Here is a 16,655-nt window from a genome sequence, read left to right as displayed (position 1 = left end):
GTGGGGGGTAGAGCATACTATTATGGCCGTCGTGGCAGGATGTTTCTGCCTCTGGTTTGCCTGCAGGCGCAACTGGTCATGGTTTGGGGCAGCATTGCTGTCCCAGGCCCCGTTTTGGGGTGGCACGCTGGCCTTTCTCGTGACCGGAAACCTGACCCCTGTCAACGTCAACCTTGCGCTTAACCTTGCGGTTGCGGCTATCTTCATCGACTGGGCGCAAAGGTTGCAAAAACGAAATTCCGGCGGTATCGTTCATGTGTGGATTTGCCTTATTTTTCTAGGGGCAAGCACGATGGATGTCATGCAGGTGCTGGCGCCTGCATCATGGTACATGACGGCGCAGGAAGCGGCCCACTATCTCGCGCTGATCGCCATAGGGGGGCGCGCCTATGTTCGGGGCATTGACGGCGCTCATCGGAATTTGCGCGATTCACGTAATTCTTCGCAGGGTGGTAAACTGGTATGAGCAGCGCGAAAACCGTAGTGGCTGCGGGCGCAGCTTACCCAACCGCCGTAGCCGCGACTAGCCTGGCAACGCCGGTTGTCCCCATCCTTGAAGCACCTCTCTGGCTATGGGAAATCAACGGATCAATGGCCGCGGTAACCCCTCAACAAATCATCGTCGGCCTTACGGGCGTTCTCGGTGTTGCTGTTCTTGGCCGCAAGCTGTTCAGCAGAAGCGCCAAGTAGGCGCAAGGAGCAATCCATGACAGTTGACTATCGCTGGGTGCAAGCCCGGCTGCGGGAGCTTGGGTTTGACCCAGGCCCTCTTGACGGTGTGCGCGGGCCTCGCACGGATGCGGCTGTAGTGGCGTTCAAGCGATCAATCGGTTTCCTCCCGCGCCCCTACGTCGGCCCTCTTACGCTGTCTGCCTTGGAACCGCGCCCCGACCATGAGCGAGTGCGGCTGCCGTGGATGCAAGAGGCGGCCAAGATACGCGGCCTGCACGAGCAACGCGACACCTCGCGCTTGCGCAAATGGTTCGACAAGTCCGTGAGTTGGATTGACCCGCGGGACGTGCCGTGGTGCGGTGCGTTTGTCGCCACGGCGCACCGGCTGGCAGATCCACACATCACCTTGCCGGAAAACCCGCTTGGCGCGCGAAACTGGCGCAACTGGGGTAAGTCCACAGATCCGGTGCATGGGGCAACGCTGGTGTTCTGGCGCGTGTCTCCGCAGTCCTGGCAGGGGCATGTCGGGTTTTACCATGGCGAGGACGCAACTCACTTCCACGTTCTGGGCGGCAATCAGTCGAATGCCGTGACTGTGAGCCGGATGGCGAAAGAGCGGCTGCTGGCGTCCCGGTGGCCTGACGGCGTTCCCGTGACCGGGCGGCGCATTCACCTGACGCCTGGTGGCGTCCCGATTTCAAGCAATGAGGCCTGAGAAATGAAAACCTACAAGCGCGAAACTGCGTGGGCACTTTTGGCAGCCCTCGCTGGAGCCTTTGCCTACGGCCACGGGGCCGGGCAAGAGGCCGTGGTTGATTCCGCGAAGTTCATGGCAACGCCCGTGTTCCTGTTTGCCGCTGGCGCATTTGGCCTGGATGCCATCGCCAAGCAGTTCGGGGTGCGGTGATGGGCTTTCTCAGCCGGATCTGGGGATACGTGGCGGCGGCTGGCGCGCTGCTGGCGGGGCTGGCTCTGTGGGGCCGCTCCAAGAAGAAACAGGGTCGGGACGAAACCTACATTGAGATGAGGGCAAAAGACCATGAAACCGCTGACGAAATCCGTGATCGTGTTGACCGCAATCTTGATGACCGGGTGCGCAAGTTGGACGACGCCGGCTGGCGGGACTGAGACCGGCGCGGAGCTGTGCCGCCAGTGGGGTAAGTCCCTGCCGACGCGCTCACGGCAAGACACCCAGCAGACGGCGGACGAGATCCAGGCAGCCTATGCCGCGTTCTCTTTGGCCTGCCCGGACTGGGCGCACCTGATCCCATAAGGAGCAAGACCGATGAAAGCACTCATTGCAACCGCCTTGGCGGCCATTTTTGCTATGCCCGCATGGGCGCAAGCCAACTGTGCGGAGCGGGCGCAGGTGCTGGACATTTTGCGCGGCAAGTACCAGGAGGAAACCATTGCCCGCGGCATCGACGCCCGTGGCCGCATGGTCGAATGGTGGGGGAATTCTGAAACCGGAAGTTGGACGGCAGTTCTGACTAAGGGCGGCCAGTCGTGCATTGTGGGGCAGGGCTGGGACTTCTTTATGACTGAGCCTGCCGTGAACGGGGAGGCGCTGTAATGCCCGGCCTTCGTCTCGGTCTCGGCCTCGGCCTGTCCGCCCGCGCAGCAAGCGTGTCCCCCAACCTCCTTGTCAATGGCGATTTTTCTGACGGAATGACCGGCTGGACGGATTCATCCAGTGCGGGCGGGTCCGCAACGGTAATCGGCGGGGCGTTCGTCATAGACAACGTCACCGGCACCGCGCGGGGCAACCAAATGGTCACGCTCACGCCAGGTGTCTCCTATACCCTGACCTTTACTGCATCGGGCCAGAGCATCCCGATTTACGACAGCGCGGCAGTCAGCATCGGCTCTACCGAATCCGGGGCCAATGAGATCACCTTCACGGCCTCGGCATCGGCTGACCGTATTGGCTTCAGGAATTTCACCACTGGCACATCAGCATCGATTGACGATGTGGTGCTGCGCCTGAACAGCTAACTGCCGTCTGACACCGGCAAGCACCAGAGCGCCACCGGAAACAGAAGTCCAGATAGGAGAATGGCGATGGCGGTAGTTGAGTTTACAGCGTCAAAGCGGGCAGATGATCGGTCACTGCTGACCTGCCCAGAGTGCGCAAGCGCGACATTCAAGGTCGTGAAGTGCGGTGCTTCAAATTTGCCCCGCGTGGAGTGCGCCAATTGCGAGACGATCATGAAAATGGTGAAGGTCGATGTGTAACTGTCAGAGCTACAACCAGCCGGAAAAAACGGGTTCGGTGCCTGAGGTCGTTCTGAGCCAGGCCAAGTACTTCCCCGACACTGGCAAGCCGACAGTGAGCGTGGATGCCTGCATTTCTGATATCATCGAGCGCTTGTGGGCGGCGGGTATCAGGACGCGGCATTCATGCTGTGGTCATAATGGCCGCTTCGGGCCGCCAAGTGTCGGGCTTGATACGGCATACGCGGCCCCCAGGGCGGCAGAGATCCTGCGAGAGGATGGCCGCCCGTGGCGCATCATGGTTGATGCATACTGAGTCCAGATAGGAGCCGCTGCCCGTCCTCCTTCGAATCCGCCAGCGCGTTCACCACGGCTTGCCATGCCAGCCGGGCCTCTGTCCGGTCTGACCGCCCGCAATGGCTGCAGCGGAATTGCATCGGCTCCGCATTCTTCCAGCGCTCTACGGCCCGCTCATCGGTCACGGTTCCATAGTGCCCGCAGGCGCAGTCGATCTGGATGGCGAGCATCTACGAAGTGTTCCCTAGTTCCGTGAACCGGCGCGAACCGGCAAACCCTGCGGAAATGCAGTATGGGGGACTATTAAAAACAGCGCCTCAGACCAAAAAACAATACCTTGTCTGCCTATCTCTTCGTTTACACCGAAGATGTCGGGAGTTCGAGCCTCTCACGACCCACCATTCCCTCCCTTCGTTATCCGACTGCCGCCTGCGTAAGAGGCTGTATTCGCGACGTTTTTCTTTCATTCCATGTGCGGTGCCCGGATCTGCGCATTTTTTTCCGGGAAAGTTCTGAAAAAGGCAAAACACCGCTTGACGGGTCACGGGGCGGGGAATATTACAGCCCAACGTTCGGCAGCGATGCCGCAATGTGCAGCGGGCGGTTGTAGCTCAGTTGGTTAGAGTACCGGCCTGTCACGCCGGGGGTCGCGGGTTCGAGCCCCGTCAACCGCGCCACCGCTGCGCCCCTTCCCGGGGCTGAACAGGGACCGCCCCGGAGGGGACAGGGCCGGAAACGGTCCGCCGCAAGGCGAAAATGCGGTTGTAGCTCAGTTGGTTAGAGTACCGGCCTGTCACGCCGGGGGTCGCGGGTTCGAGCCCCGTCAACCGCGCCACTTTCGCCCGCCGCCCTGGCGTTTCAGGGTCCGCCCCGGATGGGGACCATAGCCGAAAGGCCCATGCGCGGTTGTAGCTCAGTTGGTTAGAGTACCGGCCTGTCACGCCGGGGGTCGCGGGTTCGAGCCCCGTCAACCGCGCCACTTTCTTCTGAACAATCAAATCACATACCGGCAGAACCAGGCTTCAGTCGTGCAGAGCCAGCCTTCATTCGTGCATTGCGTGCCCCGTTCCCGGGGTGTCCTGGCTGAAGGTGTTCCGCCACTTCCCGTCTTCCTTTTCCCAGAGTGACGAGATCAGCATGGTTTTCCAGCCTGCCGCGCCGGATGACCGGAAGGAGGCGCGGTATGAGAGCAGCGCAGCGGCGTCGCCGATGCGGCGCAGACGGGCAGCGCTCAGCCTGTACTCGGCGACCACTGGCCCGTCTTGGAGTTGCGCGCAATGATCGGATTTGCCTGCAAAGCCGCTGGGGTACACGCCCAGAAAACTGTCACAGAGCACTTGTTCGCCCGAGTGCTGGTCGCCAAGGGCCATGGCCTCCCAGACCTTGGTCTCCAGGGAGAGGATTTCGTCCAGTTGCGGGCCGTCTGTCAGAATCGATTGTATCATGACGCCAGCCTGACCGCGGACAGCAGGTCAGGCAAGCGGCCGATGAGCCGCGCCGGACGTCAGAGAGCAGGCGGGGCCGGGGCAGCTTCCGTGTCGTGGCGCCAGCCGGTCAGCTCCGCATCCACCCATTTCTTGAGCCGGTCCAGATCGGGTTTGGGGTTGGATTCCAGATAGCGCAGCAGCACCCTTGTGCCGTGCTGATAGCCAGCGCGGTAGCTTTCCTCCGGGTCCGTCTGATTGCCCTCGAACCCTGGCGGGCGGTTGAACCTGCTTTGCGTCATTTTGATCTCCGTCTTCAGTGGGCTTGCGCGTGGTGCCAAGGGTAAGGCAAGAGCGATAAGCAAGTCTTAACCGGAGTGCGTAAATCGAACATAAAACCGGGGTCTTTTCACCCTGCGGTTCTGCGGCTCAGGGCGGCGGCAGCGGCACCAGGAAATCCAGCACGGCTTCGGCGGTTTCATGCGGAGCGCTGTCGATGAAGAAATGCCCGCCGGGCACGCTGCGCGCTGTCATGTGCTGCAGCCGTGGGTCCCAGGTCGCGGAGACATCATAGGCCCGGGCCATGGCGCCATCGGCTCCGTAAAGCACCAGCGCCGGGCAGTGCACCAGACGGTCCAAATCGCGGGCATCGTCGTGGAAGTCCACTTCTATCGCGGCCCGGTAATCGTTGCACATGGCATGCACGCAGTCCGGGTCCGCCCAGGCGCGCCGGTAGGCCGCCAGCGCACCTTGCGGGAAATCCGACAGCGCCGCGCCTCCCCAGCCCAGCAGGCAGCTCTCGAAATAGGCGTGCGGATCTGCGCCGATCATCCGCTCCGGCAGCGGTGCGGGCTGCGCCAGAAAGAACCAGTGGTAATAGGCGCGGGCGACTTGATGTGTCAGCTGGTCCAGCAGCAGGTGGGTCGGGATGATGTCCATCACGGTGAGGCTGGCGACGGCGTCTGGTGCGTCCAGCGCCAGCCGGTGGGCGGTGCGCCCGCCGCGGTCGTGGCCAGCGAGGTGAAAGCGCGGATACCCAAGCGCCTGCATCAGCGCCAGCTGGTCGGCGGCCATGCTGCGGAAGCTCATGGCCTCCGCGCCTTCCGGTTTGGAGCTGGCGCCATAGCCGCGCAGATCCGCTGTCACCACCGTAAAATGACGGGCGAGGAGCGGGGCAGCTTTCTCCCACATCTCCTTGGTCTGGGGAAACCCGTGCAGCAGCAGAAGCGGCGGGCCGTCTCCGCGGCGGGTATAGGCGATCTGCTGGCCGTTCACTTGCAATGCGCCGGATTCGATGGCGGCTGGCATGGCTCTCTCCCTTGACTGGCGGGTTCGCAGGTATTGGAGCCAGAGCCGCGGTCCGAAGCAAGCCTGCCGCTGCGTTTCGGCGAGGGGGAGTGCTCCCGCGCCTTGGGGCGGCATCAAAGATGCCGCGCAACAAGCCTTGGGCCCGGCGCCGTGCGATAGCACGGCGCGCGCCGCCCTTGGCGGCGCCATGCCCAACGGGAAGAGGGGCTCTTCAGAGCGCCGATGACGGGCGGGAGAAAGCCCCTTTGCAGGGGGATGGAGGGGCGGGCGGTTTGCCCGCCCCGAGGTTGCTTACTTCTGCGTCAGTGCGTTCAGGATCCGTGCCCAGGAGCGGATGCCCTTGTGGAAGCTTTTGAGGTCATACTTTTCGTTCGGAGAATGGATTGCGTCGTCGTCATTGGCAAAGCCCGCCAGCATTGATTCCATGCCCAGGATCGACTTGAAGAATCCCGCGATCGGGATCGAGCCGCCCATGCCGCAGAACACTGCCTCGCGCTGCCATTCGTCCGACAGCGCGGCGCGGGCAGCGGTGAATTCGGGGCGGGTGATGTCCATGACAGAGGCCTTGGAGCCTTCGAGATCGTTGTCCCAGACCACCTTGCAGTCGGGTTTCAGCTGCGCCTCCACATGCTTGCGGATCTTCACCCGCAGCGCGTCCGGGTCCATGTCGCCAACGAGGCGGCAGGTGATCTTGCAATGCGCCTGTGACGGGATCACGGTCTTGGAGCCCGCCCCGTTGTAGCCGCCCCAGAGACCGTTCACCTCCAGCGTCGGGCGCGCCCATTGCTGTTCCAGCACCGAGCGGTCCTTTTCGCCATGCGCCTGGGTGTAGCCGGCGTTATCGAGGTAATCCTTCTCGTCAAAGCCGCAGCCTTCCCACTGGCGCAGCTGGTCCCCGGGCACCTCATGCACACCTTCATAGAAGCCTTCGACGGCGACCTTGCCGGTCTCCTCGTCATAGAAGGAGGCGACGATGCGGCTAAGCTCGCGCAGCGGGTTCAGGCCGGGGCCGCCGTAGTGGCCGGAGTGCAGGTCGATGCGGGGGCCGACCACGGTGAATTCATCCTTCAGCATGCCGCGCAGCTGCGAGGAGATTGACGGCACCCCGCGCGACACCATCGAGGTGTCACAGATCAGCGCGATGTCGGCCTTCAGCTCCTCGGCGTTGGCCTCCATGAAGGGGATGAGCGAGGGCGAGCCGCTTTCCTCTTCGCCTTCGAAGAAGAAGGTGATGCGGCAGGGCAGGGAGCCGTTGACGGCCTTCCAGGCGCGGCACGCCTCGACAAAGGTCATCAGCTGGCCCTTGTCGTCCGAGGAGCCGCGGCCGCGGATCACGGTGCCGTGCGGGGTTTCCTCCAGCTGCGGCTCAAACGGCGGCGTGTTCCAAAGGTTCAGAGGATCGACCGGCTGCACATCATAATGGCCGTAAAACAGTACGTGCGGCGCATCGGTGTTTTCCTCTCCGACATGACCAACCACCATCGGGTGGCCCGGGGTCACGCGCTTTTCCGCCTGGATGCCGATGGAGTTCAGATCGGCGACCAGCCAATCGGCGGCCTTGTCGCATTCGGCCTTGAAGGCCGGGTCAGTGGAAATCGACTGGATCCGCAACAGCTCCATCAGCCGTTCCGTGGCAGCGTCCAGCTCTGCGTCGATCCGGTCCAGAACATCATTCAGTGCCATCTCATGCTCTCCTGTTTTTCGGGGGAAGCCCCGGGAAAGGGCCGATTTGCCGCGGACCCTAGCAGCGCGATTGAGGAGGGGCCAGAGGCCTCAGGGCTGGAAAATCCTGGTATTTTCCACAGCTGAGGTTTCCGATACTGCACATTATATAGAAATTCGGGAAACAGATACGACGCAAACGGCCAAAGGTTGGCCGCAGCTGTCCTTGCCCGGCCTCTGTTTAAGTTTTATTTGACCTGCATCAATGTTGCGCACCCTTGGCGGCGCGTATGCAGTTGATCGAAGGGACTGCCTCAGGTAACCAGTCGTGAACGTGATTGTGGCCTAATCGTCAGAAGACCCGTGCCCTTTACAAAGCCCGCGTGCTCTGCAGGAGCACAATTAGCTATGGAGATGCCGGTGGACTATACCGCGAAACTGGATGCAGCGATTGCCAGCCTTCACGAAGAGGGCCGTTACCGGACCTTCATCGACATCGAGCGCAAGAAGGGTCATTTTCCGCATGCGGTCTGGAACCGGCCGGACGGCACCAAGCAGGACATCACCGTCTGGTGCGGCAACGATTATCTGGGCATGGGCCAGAACCCGGTGGTGCTGGATGCAATGCATGATGCCATCGATGCAACCGGCGCAGGTTCTGGCGGCACCCGCAACATCTCTGGCACCACGGTCTATCACAAGCAGTTGGAGGCCGAACTGGCTGACCTGCACGGCAAGGAAGCGGCGCTGCTGTTCACCTCGGCCTATATCGCCAATGACGCGACGCTGAGCACTCTGCCCAAGCTGTTCCCGGGGCTGATCATCTATTCAGACGCGTTGAACCACGCCTCCATGATCGAGGGCGTGCGCCGCAATGGCGGTGCCAAGCGCATCTTCCGCCACAACGATGTGGCCCACCTGCGCGAGCTGCTGGAAGCCGACGATCCCAAGGCGCCCAAGCTGATTGCCTTCGAGTCGGTCTATTCGATGGACGGCGACTTCGGGCCGATCGAGGAACTGTGCGATCTGGCCGATGAATTCGGCGCGCTGACCTATATCGACGAAGTGCACGCCGTTGGCATGTACGGCCCCCGCGGCGGCGGCGTGACGGAGCGCGACCGGCTGGCGCACCGCATCGATATCATCAATGGAACCCTCGCCAAGGCCTATGGTGTGATGGGTGGCTATATCGCAGCCTCGGCCAAGATGTGCGACGCGATCCGCTCCTATGCGCCGGGCTTCATCTTCACCACCTCGCTGGCGCCAACAGTGGCGGCAGGGGCGGCGGCCTCGGTTGCCTATCTGAAAGGTGCTCATGATCTGCGCGACAAGCATCAGGATCAGGCCAAGGTGCTGAAGCTGCGCCTGAAGGGTCTTGGCCTGCCGATCATCGACCACGGCAGCCACATCGTGCCGGTGATCGTTGGCAACCCGGTGCACACCAAGGTGCTGTCCGATCACCTGCTGGAAGACTATGGCATCTACGTGCAGCCGATCAATTTCCCGACAGTGCCGCGCGGCACCGAACGCCTGCGCTTCACGCCCTCGCCGGTGCACGGGCCCAAGGAGATCGACGCGCTGGTTCACGCAATGGACGCATTGTGGTCGCATTGTGCGCTGAATCGTGCCGAACTTGCCGGGTAACTTACTGATCAGTGTAAATTAACACTGAGTGTGTTACGCTGTTGCTAATCAATCAACGGATCTGAGTCGCACATGTGATTCTTTCACCGTTTAGAAACGATGGCGGCAGGCATAGTATGGGACGGCAGGCATGATCGGGCGCTTTACCCAGCGCAAGCAAGATGAGCATGGCGGAACGGCAGAGCCGAAGGGTTTTGACGATTTCGAGCTGAAGCTTGGCGACGTGATGCGCGGCGAACGGGCGACGATGGGCAAGTCACTGCTCGATGTCCAGCGCGAACTGCGGATCAAGGCCTCCTACATCGCTGCCATCGAAAATTCCGACCCTTCTGCTTTTGATACGCCCGGCTTCATCGCCGGCTACGTGCGGTCTTACGCGCGCTATCTGAACATGGATGCCGAACAGGCGTTCCAGGATTTCTGCAAGGAAAGCGGCTTTTCCGTGGCGCACGGCATGTCTGCTGAGGCTTCCAGCCGCAGCAAGTCAGGCAATGCGCCGGTTGTTGCATCCAAGGGCCTTGGCGGGGATGCCTTTGCCTCTCCGAATACCCCGTTCATTCCCGCACCCAGCAGCATCCTGAGCCAGATTGAACTGCGCGCCGTCGGCTCGCTTATGGTGCTGGCCGGCCTGATTGGCGGCATCACCTATGGCGGCTGGGCTGTCTTGAAGGAGGTGCAGCAGGTGCAATTCGCACCGGTGGATCAGACCCCGGCGGTGCTGGCGGATCTCGATCCGCTGAATGGTGCGGTTCTGGCAGTTGCCGAAGGCACCCAGGATCCCGCGGCGGAGGCATTGGACAGGCTTTACCGCCCGCAGGCGCTGGATGTGCCGGTGCTGGTGGCGCGCGACGCGCCGATTTCCACTCTTGATCCCTCCACACTGGGGAATTTTGCCGCGCCGGATGTGCCGACGATCAGTCTGGCTGAGGCCAGCCTGCCGTTCGAGGGCGCCGGGCCATTGCAGCAGGGCGAGCAGGGGCCGCAAGTGCCTCAGGTTCTGGCCGAGATTGCGCCGGGTGTCGAAATGGTTGCGGTGCGTCCCTCATGGGTGCAGGTCACCGCGGCGGATGGCAGCGTGATTCTGGAAACCATCATGGACGCGGGCCAGCGGTTCCAGGTGCCGGTGACCGAAGACGCGCCGAAGCTGCGCACCGGTGAAAGCAGCGCCATTTATTTTGCCGTCAATGGCCAGCATTTCGGTCCGGTCGGCGAACGCGGCCAGGTTACCAAGAATGTCGAGCTGTCGATGGATGCAATCACCGGCCGGTTTGAGCTGGCGGATCTGCAGGACGGCAGCAACGAGGCGCTGGCGACGCTGGTCGCGCAACTGCAGGCAGCAGTGCAGCAGCCTTCCGAGTAATACCGGCACAGGAATTCTCACAGGACGCCCGGTGCTGCCATTGCAGCGCCGGGCGTCTGCACGTATCTAATCCACAACAGGATCCAGCCGGGACACCAGCCGCAATGTCGATCAATCACATCCGCCCGTGGCGCCACATAGAACGCCGCAAGAGCCGCCAGATTCATGTGGGTAACGTGCCCGTTGGCGGTGACGCGCCGATTGCGGTGCAGACCATGACCAACACGCTGACCACCGATGTGGCGGCAACGGTCGCCCAGGTGCAGGCCGCGGCAGAGGCGGGTGCTGATCTGGTGCGGATCTCGGTCCCGGATGAGGCCTCCTCCAAGGCGCTGAAGGAAATCGTGCGTGAAAGCCCGGTGCCGATCGTTGCCGACATCCATTTCCACTACAAGCGCGGCATCGAGGCCGCTGAAGCCGGTGCCGCCTGTTTGCGCATCAACCCGGGCAATATTGGCGACGAAAAGCGCGTGGCCGAGGTGATCAGGGCGGCGCGCGACCACAATTGCTCGATCCGCATCGGGGTGAACGCCGGCAGTTTGGAAAAGCACCTGCTGGACAAATACGGCGAACCCTGCCCGGAGGCGATGGTGGAGAGCGGTCTCGACCATATCCGCATCCTGCAGGATCATGACTTCCACGAATTCAAGATCTCCGTGAAAGCCTCGGACGTCTTCATGACCGCCGCTGCCTATCAGCAGCTGGCGGAGGCTACCGACGCGCCTATTCATCTGGGCGTGACCGAAGCTGGCGGATTTGTCTCCGGCACGATCAAATCGGCGATCGGCCTGGGGCAGCTGCTGTGGATGGGCATCGGCGATACCCTGCGCGTCAGTCTCTCCGCCGATCCGGTGGAGGAGGTGAAGGTGGGCTTTGAGATCCTCAAATCCCTCGGCCTGCGCCACCGCGGCGTCAACATTATCTCATGTCCCAGCTGCGCGCGGCAGGGGTTTGACGTCATCAAGACGGTGGAAACGCTGGAGGAGCGGCTGGCCCATATCCACACGCCGATGAGCCTCTCGATCATCGGCTGTGTGGTGAATGGCCCCGGCGAAGCACTTATGACAGATGTGGGCTTCACCGGCGGCGGTGCGGGCTCCGGCATGGTCTATCTGGCGGGCAAGGCCAGCCACAAGATGTCCAACGAACAGATGGTCGACCACATCGTCGAGGAGGTTGAGAAGAAGGCTGCCCAGATCGAGGCGGCCCAGGAAGCGGCAGAGTAAGGCATCCGTTCTTCATCCGGCTGAAAATATCCCGGGGTCCGTGGCAGCGCCCCGGTCCCTGCAGATCAGCCTGAAGCTCAGCTCTGCTGCTCGCGGATCTCCGCCACCATCAGCTCCATCTGATCGGCGGGCAGGTAGCCGCGCAGGAGTTCAGTGCCCAGCACGAAGGTCGGTGTGCCGGAGATCGCCATCCGCTGCGCCAGCGCCCGGGTCTGGCGCAGCTCGGCGGTCACGTCTTCGCTGTCCATCTTTGCGAAAATCGCCTCTGCATCCAGCGACAAGCCTTCGGCCAGGCGGCGCAGCGCCACCTCGTTCGGTTCGCCGCCAAATTCGATCAGCGCGTCATGCACATCCTTGTAGGCGTCATCGCCGGCCACCTGCTTGGTGGCGACGGCAAAGCGCGCCGACAGTACAGAGGCGTCGCCCAGTATCGGGAATTCCTTGATCACCAGGCGGATGTTGCCGTCGCTTTTCAGCAGCTTGGCCACCTCAGGCGCAGCGCGCCGGCAGTAGCCGCAGCGGTAGTCCATGAACTCAACCAGGGTGATGTCGCCTTCGGGGTTGCCGCCAACCCAGGAATAGCCGTCGTTGACCAGTTCCTCCAGGTTGTCGGCGACCAGCGCGTCATCGCGCACAGCCTCGGCCTGCTGCTGGCGCTGCTCCAGAAGGTCAACCGCCTCCAGGATCAGCTCCGGGTTCGCCAGGATGTAGCTGCGGACCTCCTTGCCAAAGGCCTCGCGCTCAGCCTCTGACATCGCGCTGATGTCAAATGCCTGCGCCGGTGCGCCCAAGAGGGCGAGGGCTGTGGCCGCGGCGGTGGCGGTGCGGGTGAAAAGGGTCATTTGCGTCTCTTTCTCTTCTGAGCTTGTTCATAGGCCACCAGTACATCGGTTGCCCGCCGCGCGGCGGGGGATCCTGCAGGCAGCTGGGCCACGGCCCGTTTGGCGTGAATGCCGGCGTCATTCAGACGCCCTTGCAACGCATAGCGCTCGGCGGTGACCAGAGCGGCCATGCCGTTTTGTCCGGTCTTGGCGTAGGCCAGCGACATGTCGCGCAGCAGCACGGTGTTGCGGAAGTCGATGGCGCGGGCGCGCTCCATGGATTTGAGCGCTGCCTTAGGCTGGCCCGCCGCCAGCTGGGCGCGGCCGTAACCTGTCAGGATCAGCGGGTCCTTGGGGGCAAGGCTGACGGCCTTGCCATAGGCGGCAAGCGCGGCTGACCACTGGCGGTTCTCGATCAGGATCTGCCCCTTCAGCTCATGATAGAACGGATCGGAGGGGCGTGCAGCCAGCGCGCCATTGATGGCCTTCAATGCTTTCTGGAGGCTGTTCTGCCGGTGATAGGCCGCGGCCTCGCGCATCAGGCGGACGTCCTTGAACTGTTCCTCGCGCACCCGCCGCAGGGTCCATTTCGGAGCCCGGGTGAAGGCCGACAGCTTTCCGCGGACGCGGGCAAACCAATACTGTGCCTCGGCGCTGGTCTGGCCCTTGTCGCCATGGGCCGCCAGATAGGCCTGCGCGGCGCGGATACGGTCGCGGCTCAGGGGATGTGAGCGGGTATAGGGGTCCTGGGTGCCGGCGCTGAGGACTTCCTGGCCGGCAAAGGCCCGGTGCAGGTCGACCAGACCCTGCGGGCTGATGCCGGCGCGGTTCAGATATTCGGCGGCAGAACGGTCGGCGCTGCTTTCCTCGGCACGGGTGTGGGCCAGAAAGCTGCGGAAAGCCGAGCCTTGGGTGCCGATGGCAATGCCAGCAGCGGCATCCCCGCCGCCTGCAGCCGCCGCCAGTGCGGCCAAGGCCAGTCCAAGACCAGCAGCGCTGTTGGCAGAACGCAGGTTCTGCATCCGCCGCGACAGGTGGCCATTGGTGATATGGGCGGCCTCGTGGGCCAGTACGGCCTGCAGCATTTCCGGCGAGGTGACCTTGAGGATCAGTCCGTAATTTACGAAAATCGTGCGGGAATCCAGAACGAATGCGTTGAAGGAGCTGTCGTTGACCAGGAGGATGCGAACCCGGTTCGCGTTCAAACCTGCCGCGCGCAGCACTGGGGCAGCCAGCCGGCTCAGCCCATGTTCGACATCCGGATCGCGCAGCAGCGAGATCGATGCCGCCTGCGCCGCCGCTGCAAATTGAACAAGCGCGCAAACCAGAAGAGCCGGGATTGACGCCAGCCGGAAGAAACGGTCAAAACTCATGCGCGCACATTGGGAGATTAGCATGCGAAACTCAACCCGGTCCGAGGTCGATCCCTTCATTGTGATGGATGTGATGGAGGCTGCCCGCAAGGCTGAGGAGGCAGGCCGCCACATCATCCACATGGAGGTGGGCCAGCCGTCGACCGGGGCGCCGTCCGGGGCGCGGAAGGCACTGGGGAGTGCGCTGGAAAACAATGCCTTGGGCTATACGGTTGCCCTTGGCTTGCCAGCCCTGCGCAAGCGGATCGCACAGCTCTATGGGGAATGGTACAACGTCGATCTGAACCCGGAACGGGTGATCGTGACGCCGGGCTCCTCCGGCGCTTTCCTGCTCAGCTTTACGGCGCTTTTCGACAGCGGCGACCGGGTCGGCATCGGCGCGCCGGGCTATCCTTCCTACCGGCAGATCCTCAAGGCGCTCGGGCTGGTGCCGGTGGACATCCAGACAGCACCGGAAAACCGGCTGCAGCCGGTCGCGGCGGATCTTGCAGGGCAGAATTTGGCGGGCCTGATGGTGGCGTCGCCCGCCAACCCGACCGGCACGATGCTGGGCCACGCGGCGATGGGCGCGCTGATTGATGCAGCGCGGGGCGAGGGCGCCAGCTTCATCTCCGACGAGATCTATCACGGGCTTGAATACGAGGCGAAGGCGGTTACCGCTCTGGAGCTGACCGACGAATGCTATGTCATCAACTCCTTCTCCAAGTTTTTCTCGATGACCGGCTGGCGGGTCGGCTGGATGGTGGTGCCGGAGGATCATGTGCGGGTTGTGGAGCGCATTGCTCAGAACATGTTCATCTGTGCGCCGCACGCCAGCCAAGTGGCAGCGCTGGCGGCGCTCGATTGCGAGGACGAGCTGCGGGAAAACCTGGCCGTTTACGCAAGGAACCGCCAGCTGATGCTGGACGGGCTGCCCAAGGCCGGATTCACCAAAATCGCGCCGCCGGACGGGGCGTTTTATGTCTATGCCGATGTGTCCGACTTGACAGATGACAGCCGCAGTTTCGCCGCCGAAGTCCTTGAAAAGGCGGGCGTTGCGGTGACACCGGGTCTGGATTTCGACCCGTTGCGCGGCGCCACGACGCTGCGGTTCTCCTATGCGCGCTCCACCCATGACATCGAGGAAGGCCTGGCGCGGCTGGCGCTGTTCATGGCGTCCCGCGGCTAAGGCGGGGATAACCGCAGAAGACGGATTTCCAAGCAAACGCAAATTGCCTAGTCTGCCGGCCAAAAGGGCCAGCAGGCCGGGCAAGAGGCAGATATGGGCAGACTGATCACAATCACCGCATTGATCTGGGCATTGGCCGCAGGCGCCTGGGCACAGTCCGGCGGCAGCAGCTTCAGCGGCCTGGCGCGCATCGATGCGGACGCAAGCCACGTGCGGGACGCCGGTCAAGGGGCAGAGATCACACTGGGCCTCAGCCAGGGGGTGCCGTACCGGCTGTTCACCCTCACGGAGCCGCTGCGTCTGGTGCTGGATTTTCAGGAAGTCGACTGGACCGGGCTGACAGCAAAGAATCTGCTCCAGGGGGAACAAGTCACCGCGGCGCAATTCGGCACCTATGTTCCCGGCTGGTCGCGGCTGGTGCTCCAGCTGGCGGAACCTATGAAAGTGGCATCTGCCGGATTGTCGGTTGATCAGGTGACAGCTGAGGCAACGCTGAAGGTCGCGCTGGAACAAGCCGCGGCAAAGGAGTTTGCCGCCAGCGCCGGGGCGCCGCAGGACCCGCGCTGGGATCTGCCTGCACCGGAAGCCATGGAAGCCAAAGCAGCGCGGGATCAAAACGCGCCACTAATTGTCATGCTGGACCCGGGCCACGGTGGTATTGATCCGGGTGCCGAGACAGATGTGGTGATCGAAAAGCACCTGATGCTGCAATTTGCCCGCGAACTGGGTGAGGCGCTGGTGCGGTCCGGTCAGTTCACCGTGCAGATGACTCGCGACGATGACTATTTTGTCTCGCTGGAGCGGCGCATTGCGATGGCGCATCAGGCTGGGGCGGATGTATTTATCTCGCTGCACGCCGACACGATTTCCGAAGGCCGCGCCCATGGCTCCACTGTGTATACCCTGTCCAAGGATGCCTCAGACGCGGCCTCTGCCAAGCTTGCGGAACGGCATCTGCGCGGTGACCTTCTGTCTGGCACCGACCTCAGCCAGGCAGATGATGGGGTGACGGCTGTGATGCTGGACCTGGCACGGCAGGAAACCCAGCCGCGCAGCGACGCGCTGGCAGCGGCGCTGATCGAGGGTCTGCGCGGGCAGGGGCGGCCGATCAATAACCGGCCGCTGCGCTCTGCCGGGTTTTCGGTTCTGAAATCCGCAGATATCCCATCTGTGCTGGTTGAAATCGGGTTTCTGTCCAGCAAACGCGACATCAAGAATCTTGTGGATGCTGAATGGCGATCCAAGGCCGCACGCGGCATTCTGAACGGGCTGATCGCCTGGCGCATCGAAGATGATGCCCGCCGGGCATTGGTGCGGCAGTAGGCACATTTGCGCCGGAATCGGCGGGTGTTGCGCAAATTGGGGCCGGGTGGGGTGAAAACTGCTAGGATTTTCCCGCCTTCCCTGGCGCATATCCCCGGTTTCCCGTTTTGACGCGGGCGGTTGCCATCCCTATATAGGCGGCACCCCGCGTGAAAGGCCAACA

General features: G+C 62.7%; 19 protein-coding genes and 4 tRNA genes. 16 read left to right on the top strand and 7 right to left on the bottom strand.

Annotated features, from left to right (window positions below):
- The first annotated feature begins 22 nt into the window (after positions 1-22).
- The 7 genes from N6L27_RS03410 to N6L27_RS03380 all read left to right on the top strand — a co-directional run bounded on the left by N6L27_RS03410 (position 23) and on the right by N6L27_RS03380 (position 2,667).
- A complete protein-coding gene (locus N6L27_RS03410; protein WP_271905671.1) occupies positions 23-466 on the top strand; it encodes a hypothetical protein in 444 nt (147 codons plus the stop codon).
- Positions 463-690 (top strand): hypothetical protein, encoded by a 228-nt coding sequence (locus tag N6L27_RS03405; protein ID WP_271905670.1) that lies wholly within the window; start codon positions 463-465, stop codon positions 688-690. The genes N6L27_RS03410 and N6L27_RS03405 overlap by 4 nt, the downstream gene beginning before the upstream one ends.
- Before the next feature lie 16 nt (positions 691-706).
- Positions 707-1,387, top strand: a complete 681-nt coding sequence (locus N6L27_RS03400) for an NlpC/P60 family protein (RefSeq protein WP_271905669.1) — start codon at positions 707-709, stop codon at positions 1,385-1,387.
- A 3-nt stretch (positions 1,388-1,390) separates the two neighbouring features.
- Positions 1,391-1,579, top strand: a complete 189-nt coding sequence (locus N6L27_RS03395) for a hypothetical protein (RefSeq protein WP_271905668.1) — start codon at positions 1,391-1,393, stop codon at positions 1,577-1,579.
- Positions 1,579-1,800, top strand: coding sequence for a hypothetical protein (locus N6L27_RS03390; protein ID WP_271905667.1), 222 nt, complete (start codon positions 1,579-1,581; stop codon positions 1,798-1,800). The genes N6L27_RS03395 and N6L27_RS03390 overlap by 1 nt, the downstream gene beginning before the upstream one ends.
- Positions 1,801-1,957: 157 nt before the next feature.
- Positions 1,958-2,245 (top strand): hypothetical protein, encoded by a 288-nt coding sequence (locus N6L27_RS03385; protein WP_271905666.1) that lies wholly within the window; start codon positions 1,958-1,960, stop codon positions 2,243-2,245.
- Complete coding sequence (locus N6L27_RS03380; protein WP_271905665.1) at positions 2,245-2,667, top strand: carbohydrate binding domain-containing protein; 423 nt, start codon at positions 2,245-2,247, stop codon at positions 2,665-2,667. Before N6L27_RS03385 ends, N6L27_RS03380 begins: the two co-directional genes overlap by 1 nt.
- Positions 2,668-3,182: 515 nt before the next feature.
- On the opposite strand, the gene N6L27_RS03375 is transcribed toward N6L27_RS03380, so the two are convergent.
- Positions 3,183-3,413: a hypothetical protein gene (locus N6L27_RS03375; protein WP_271905664.1), complete on the bottom strand. Its 231-nt coding sequence runs from the start codon at positions 3,411-3,413 to the stop codon at positions 3,183-3,185.
- Positions 3,414-3,477: 64 nt separating this feature from the next.
- On the opposite strand from N6L27_RS03375, the gene N6L27_RS03370 reads away from it, so the two are divergent.
- The 4 genes from N6L27_RS03370 to N6L27_RS03355 all read left to right on the top strand — a co-directional run bounded on the left by N6L27_RS03370 (position 3,478) and on the right by N6L27_RS03355 (position 4,162).
- Positions 3,478-3,584: transfer RNA gene (locus tag N6L27_RS03370), tRNA-Val, on the top strand.
- Between the two features lie 199 nt (positions 3,585-3,783).
- A tRNA-Asp gene (locus N6L27_RS03365) sits at positions 3,784-3,860 on the top strand.
- Between the two features lie 81 nt (positions 3,861-3,941).
- A tRNA-Asp gene (locus N6L27_RS03360) sits at positions 3,942-4,018 on the top strand.
- A 67-nt stretch (positions 4,019-4,085) separates the two neighbouring features.
- A tRNA-Asp gene (locus N6L27_RS03355) sits at positions 4,086-4,162 on the top strand.
- A 64-nt stretch (positions 4,163-4,226) separates the two neighbouring features.
- Here N6L27_RS03355 and N6L27_RS03350 read toward each other — a convergent pair.
- The 4 genes from N6L27_RS03350 to N6L27_RS03335 all read right to left on the bottom strand — a co-directional run bounded on the left by N6L27_RS03350 (position 4,227) and on the right by N6L27_RS03335 (position 7,598).
- Positions 4,227-4,628, bottom strand: coding sequence for a nuclear transport factor 2 family protein (locus tag N6L27_RS03350; protein ID WP_271905663.1), 402 nt, complete (start codon positions 4,626-4,628; stop codon positions 4,227-4,229).
- 59 nt (positions 4,629-4,687) lie between these two features.
- Entirely contained in the window at positions 4,688-4,909 is a 222-nt protein-coding gene (locus N6L27_RS03345) for a hypothetical protein (protein WP_271905662.1), read from the bottom strand.
- Positions 4,910-5,036: 127 nt separating this feature from the next.
- A complete protein-coding gene (locus N6L27_RS03340) occupies positions 5,037-5,915 on the bottom strand; it encodes an alpha/beta fold hydrolase (RefSeq protein WP_271905661.1) in 879 nt (292 codons plus the stop codon).
- A gap of 291 nt (positions 5,916-6,206) precedes the next feature.
- Entirely contained in the window at positions 6,207-7,598 is a 1,392-nt protein-coding gene (locus N6L27_RS03335) for a M20/M25/M40 family metallo-hydrolase (RefSeq protein WP_271905660.1), read from the bottom strand.
- 387 nt (positions 7,599-7,985) lie between these two features.
- On the opposite strand from N6L27_RS03335, the gene hemA reads away from it, so the two are divergent.
- From hemA to ispG, 3 genes are all read left to right on the top strand, one after another.
- Positions 7,986-9,221 carry a 5-aminolevulinate synthase gene (hemA, locus tag N6L27_RS03330; RefSeq protein ID WP_271905659.1) on the top strand — a complete coding sequence of 412 codons (1,236 nt, stop codon included), beginning with the start codon at positions 7,986-7,988 and terminating at the stop codon, positions 9,219-9,221.
- Positions 9,222-9,351: 130 nt separating this feature from the next.
- Positions 9,352-10,581, top strand: a complete 1,230-nt coding sequence (locus N6L27_RS03325; protein ID WP_271905658.1) for a helix-turn-helix domain-containing protein — start codon at positions 9,352-9,354, stop codon at positions 10,579-10,581.
- A gap of 104 nt (positions 10,582-10,685) precedes the next feature.
- Positions 10,686-11,807 carry a flavodoxin-dependent (E)-4-hydroxy-3-methylbut-2-enyl-diphosphate synthase gene (gene ispG, locus N6L27_RS03320; RefSeq protein ID WP_271905657.1) on the top strand — a complete coding sequence of 374 codons (1,122 nt, stop codon included), beginning with the start codon at positions 10,686-10,688 and terminating at the stop codon, positions 11,805-11,807.
- A gap of 77 nt (positions 11,808-11,884) precedes the next feature.
- Here ispG and N6L27_RS03315 read toward each other — a convergent pair whose 3' ends face one another.
- Both N6L27_RS03315 and N6L27_RS03310 read right to left on the bottom strand, forming a co-directional pair.
- The gene (locus N6L27_RS03315; RefSeq protein ID WP_271905656.1) at positions 11,885-12,649 is read right to left on the bottom strand and encodes a DsbA family protein; all 765 of its coding nucleotides are present in this window, start codon (positions 12,647-12,649) and stop codon (positions 11,885-11,887) included.
- A complete protein-coding gene (locus tag N6L27_RS03310) occupies positions 12,646-14,025 on the bottom strand; it encodes a M48 family metalloprotease (RefSeq protein ID WP_271905655.1) in 1,380 nt (459 codons plus the stop codon). Before N6L27_RS03310 ends, N6L27_RS03315 begins: the two co-directional genes overlap by 4 nt.
- Between N6L27_RS03310 and N6L27_RS03305 the strand changes: the two genes are divergently transcribed.
- Positions 14,024-15,169 (top strand): pyridoxal phosphate-dependent aminotransferase, encoded by a 1,146-nt coding sequence (locus N6L27_RS03305; RefSeq protein WP_271905654.1) that lies wholly within the window; start codon positions 14,024-14,026, stop codon positions 15,167-15,169. The genes N6L27_RS03310 and N6L27_RS03305 overlap by 2 nt on opposite strands.
- Positions 15,170-15,262: 93 nt before the next feature.
- Positions 15,263-16,492 (top strand): N-acetylmuramoyl-L-alanine amidase, encoded by a 1,230-nt coding sequence (locus tag N6L27_RS03300; RefSeq protein ID WP_271905653.1) that lies wholly within the window; start codon positions 15,263-15,265, stop codon positions 16,490-16,492.
- The last annotated feature ends 163 nt before the right edge of the window (positions 16,493-16,655 follow it).

Origin of the sequence: Leisingera sp. SS27 (assembly GCF_028368855.1) — a bacterium.
GTDB lineage: Bacteria > Pseudomonadota > Alphaproteobacteria > Rhodobacterales > Rhodobacteraceae > Leisingera.
The sequence above is the reverse complement of the archived record's forward strand: the minus strand, read 5'-3'. Positions and strand labels throughout refer to the sequence as shown.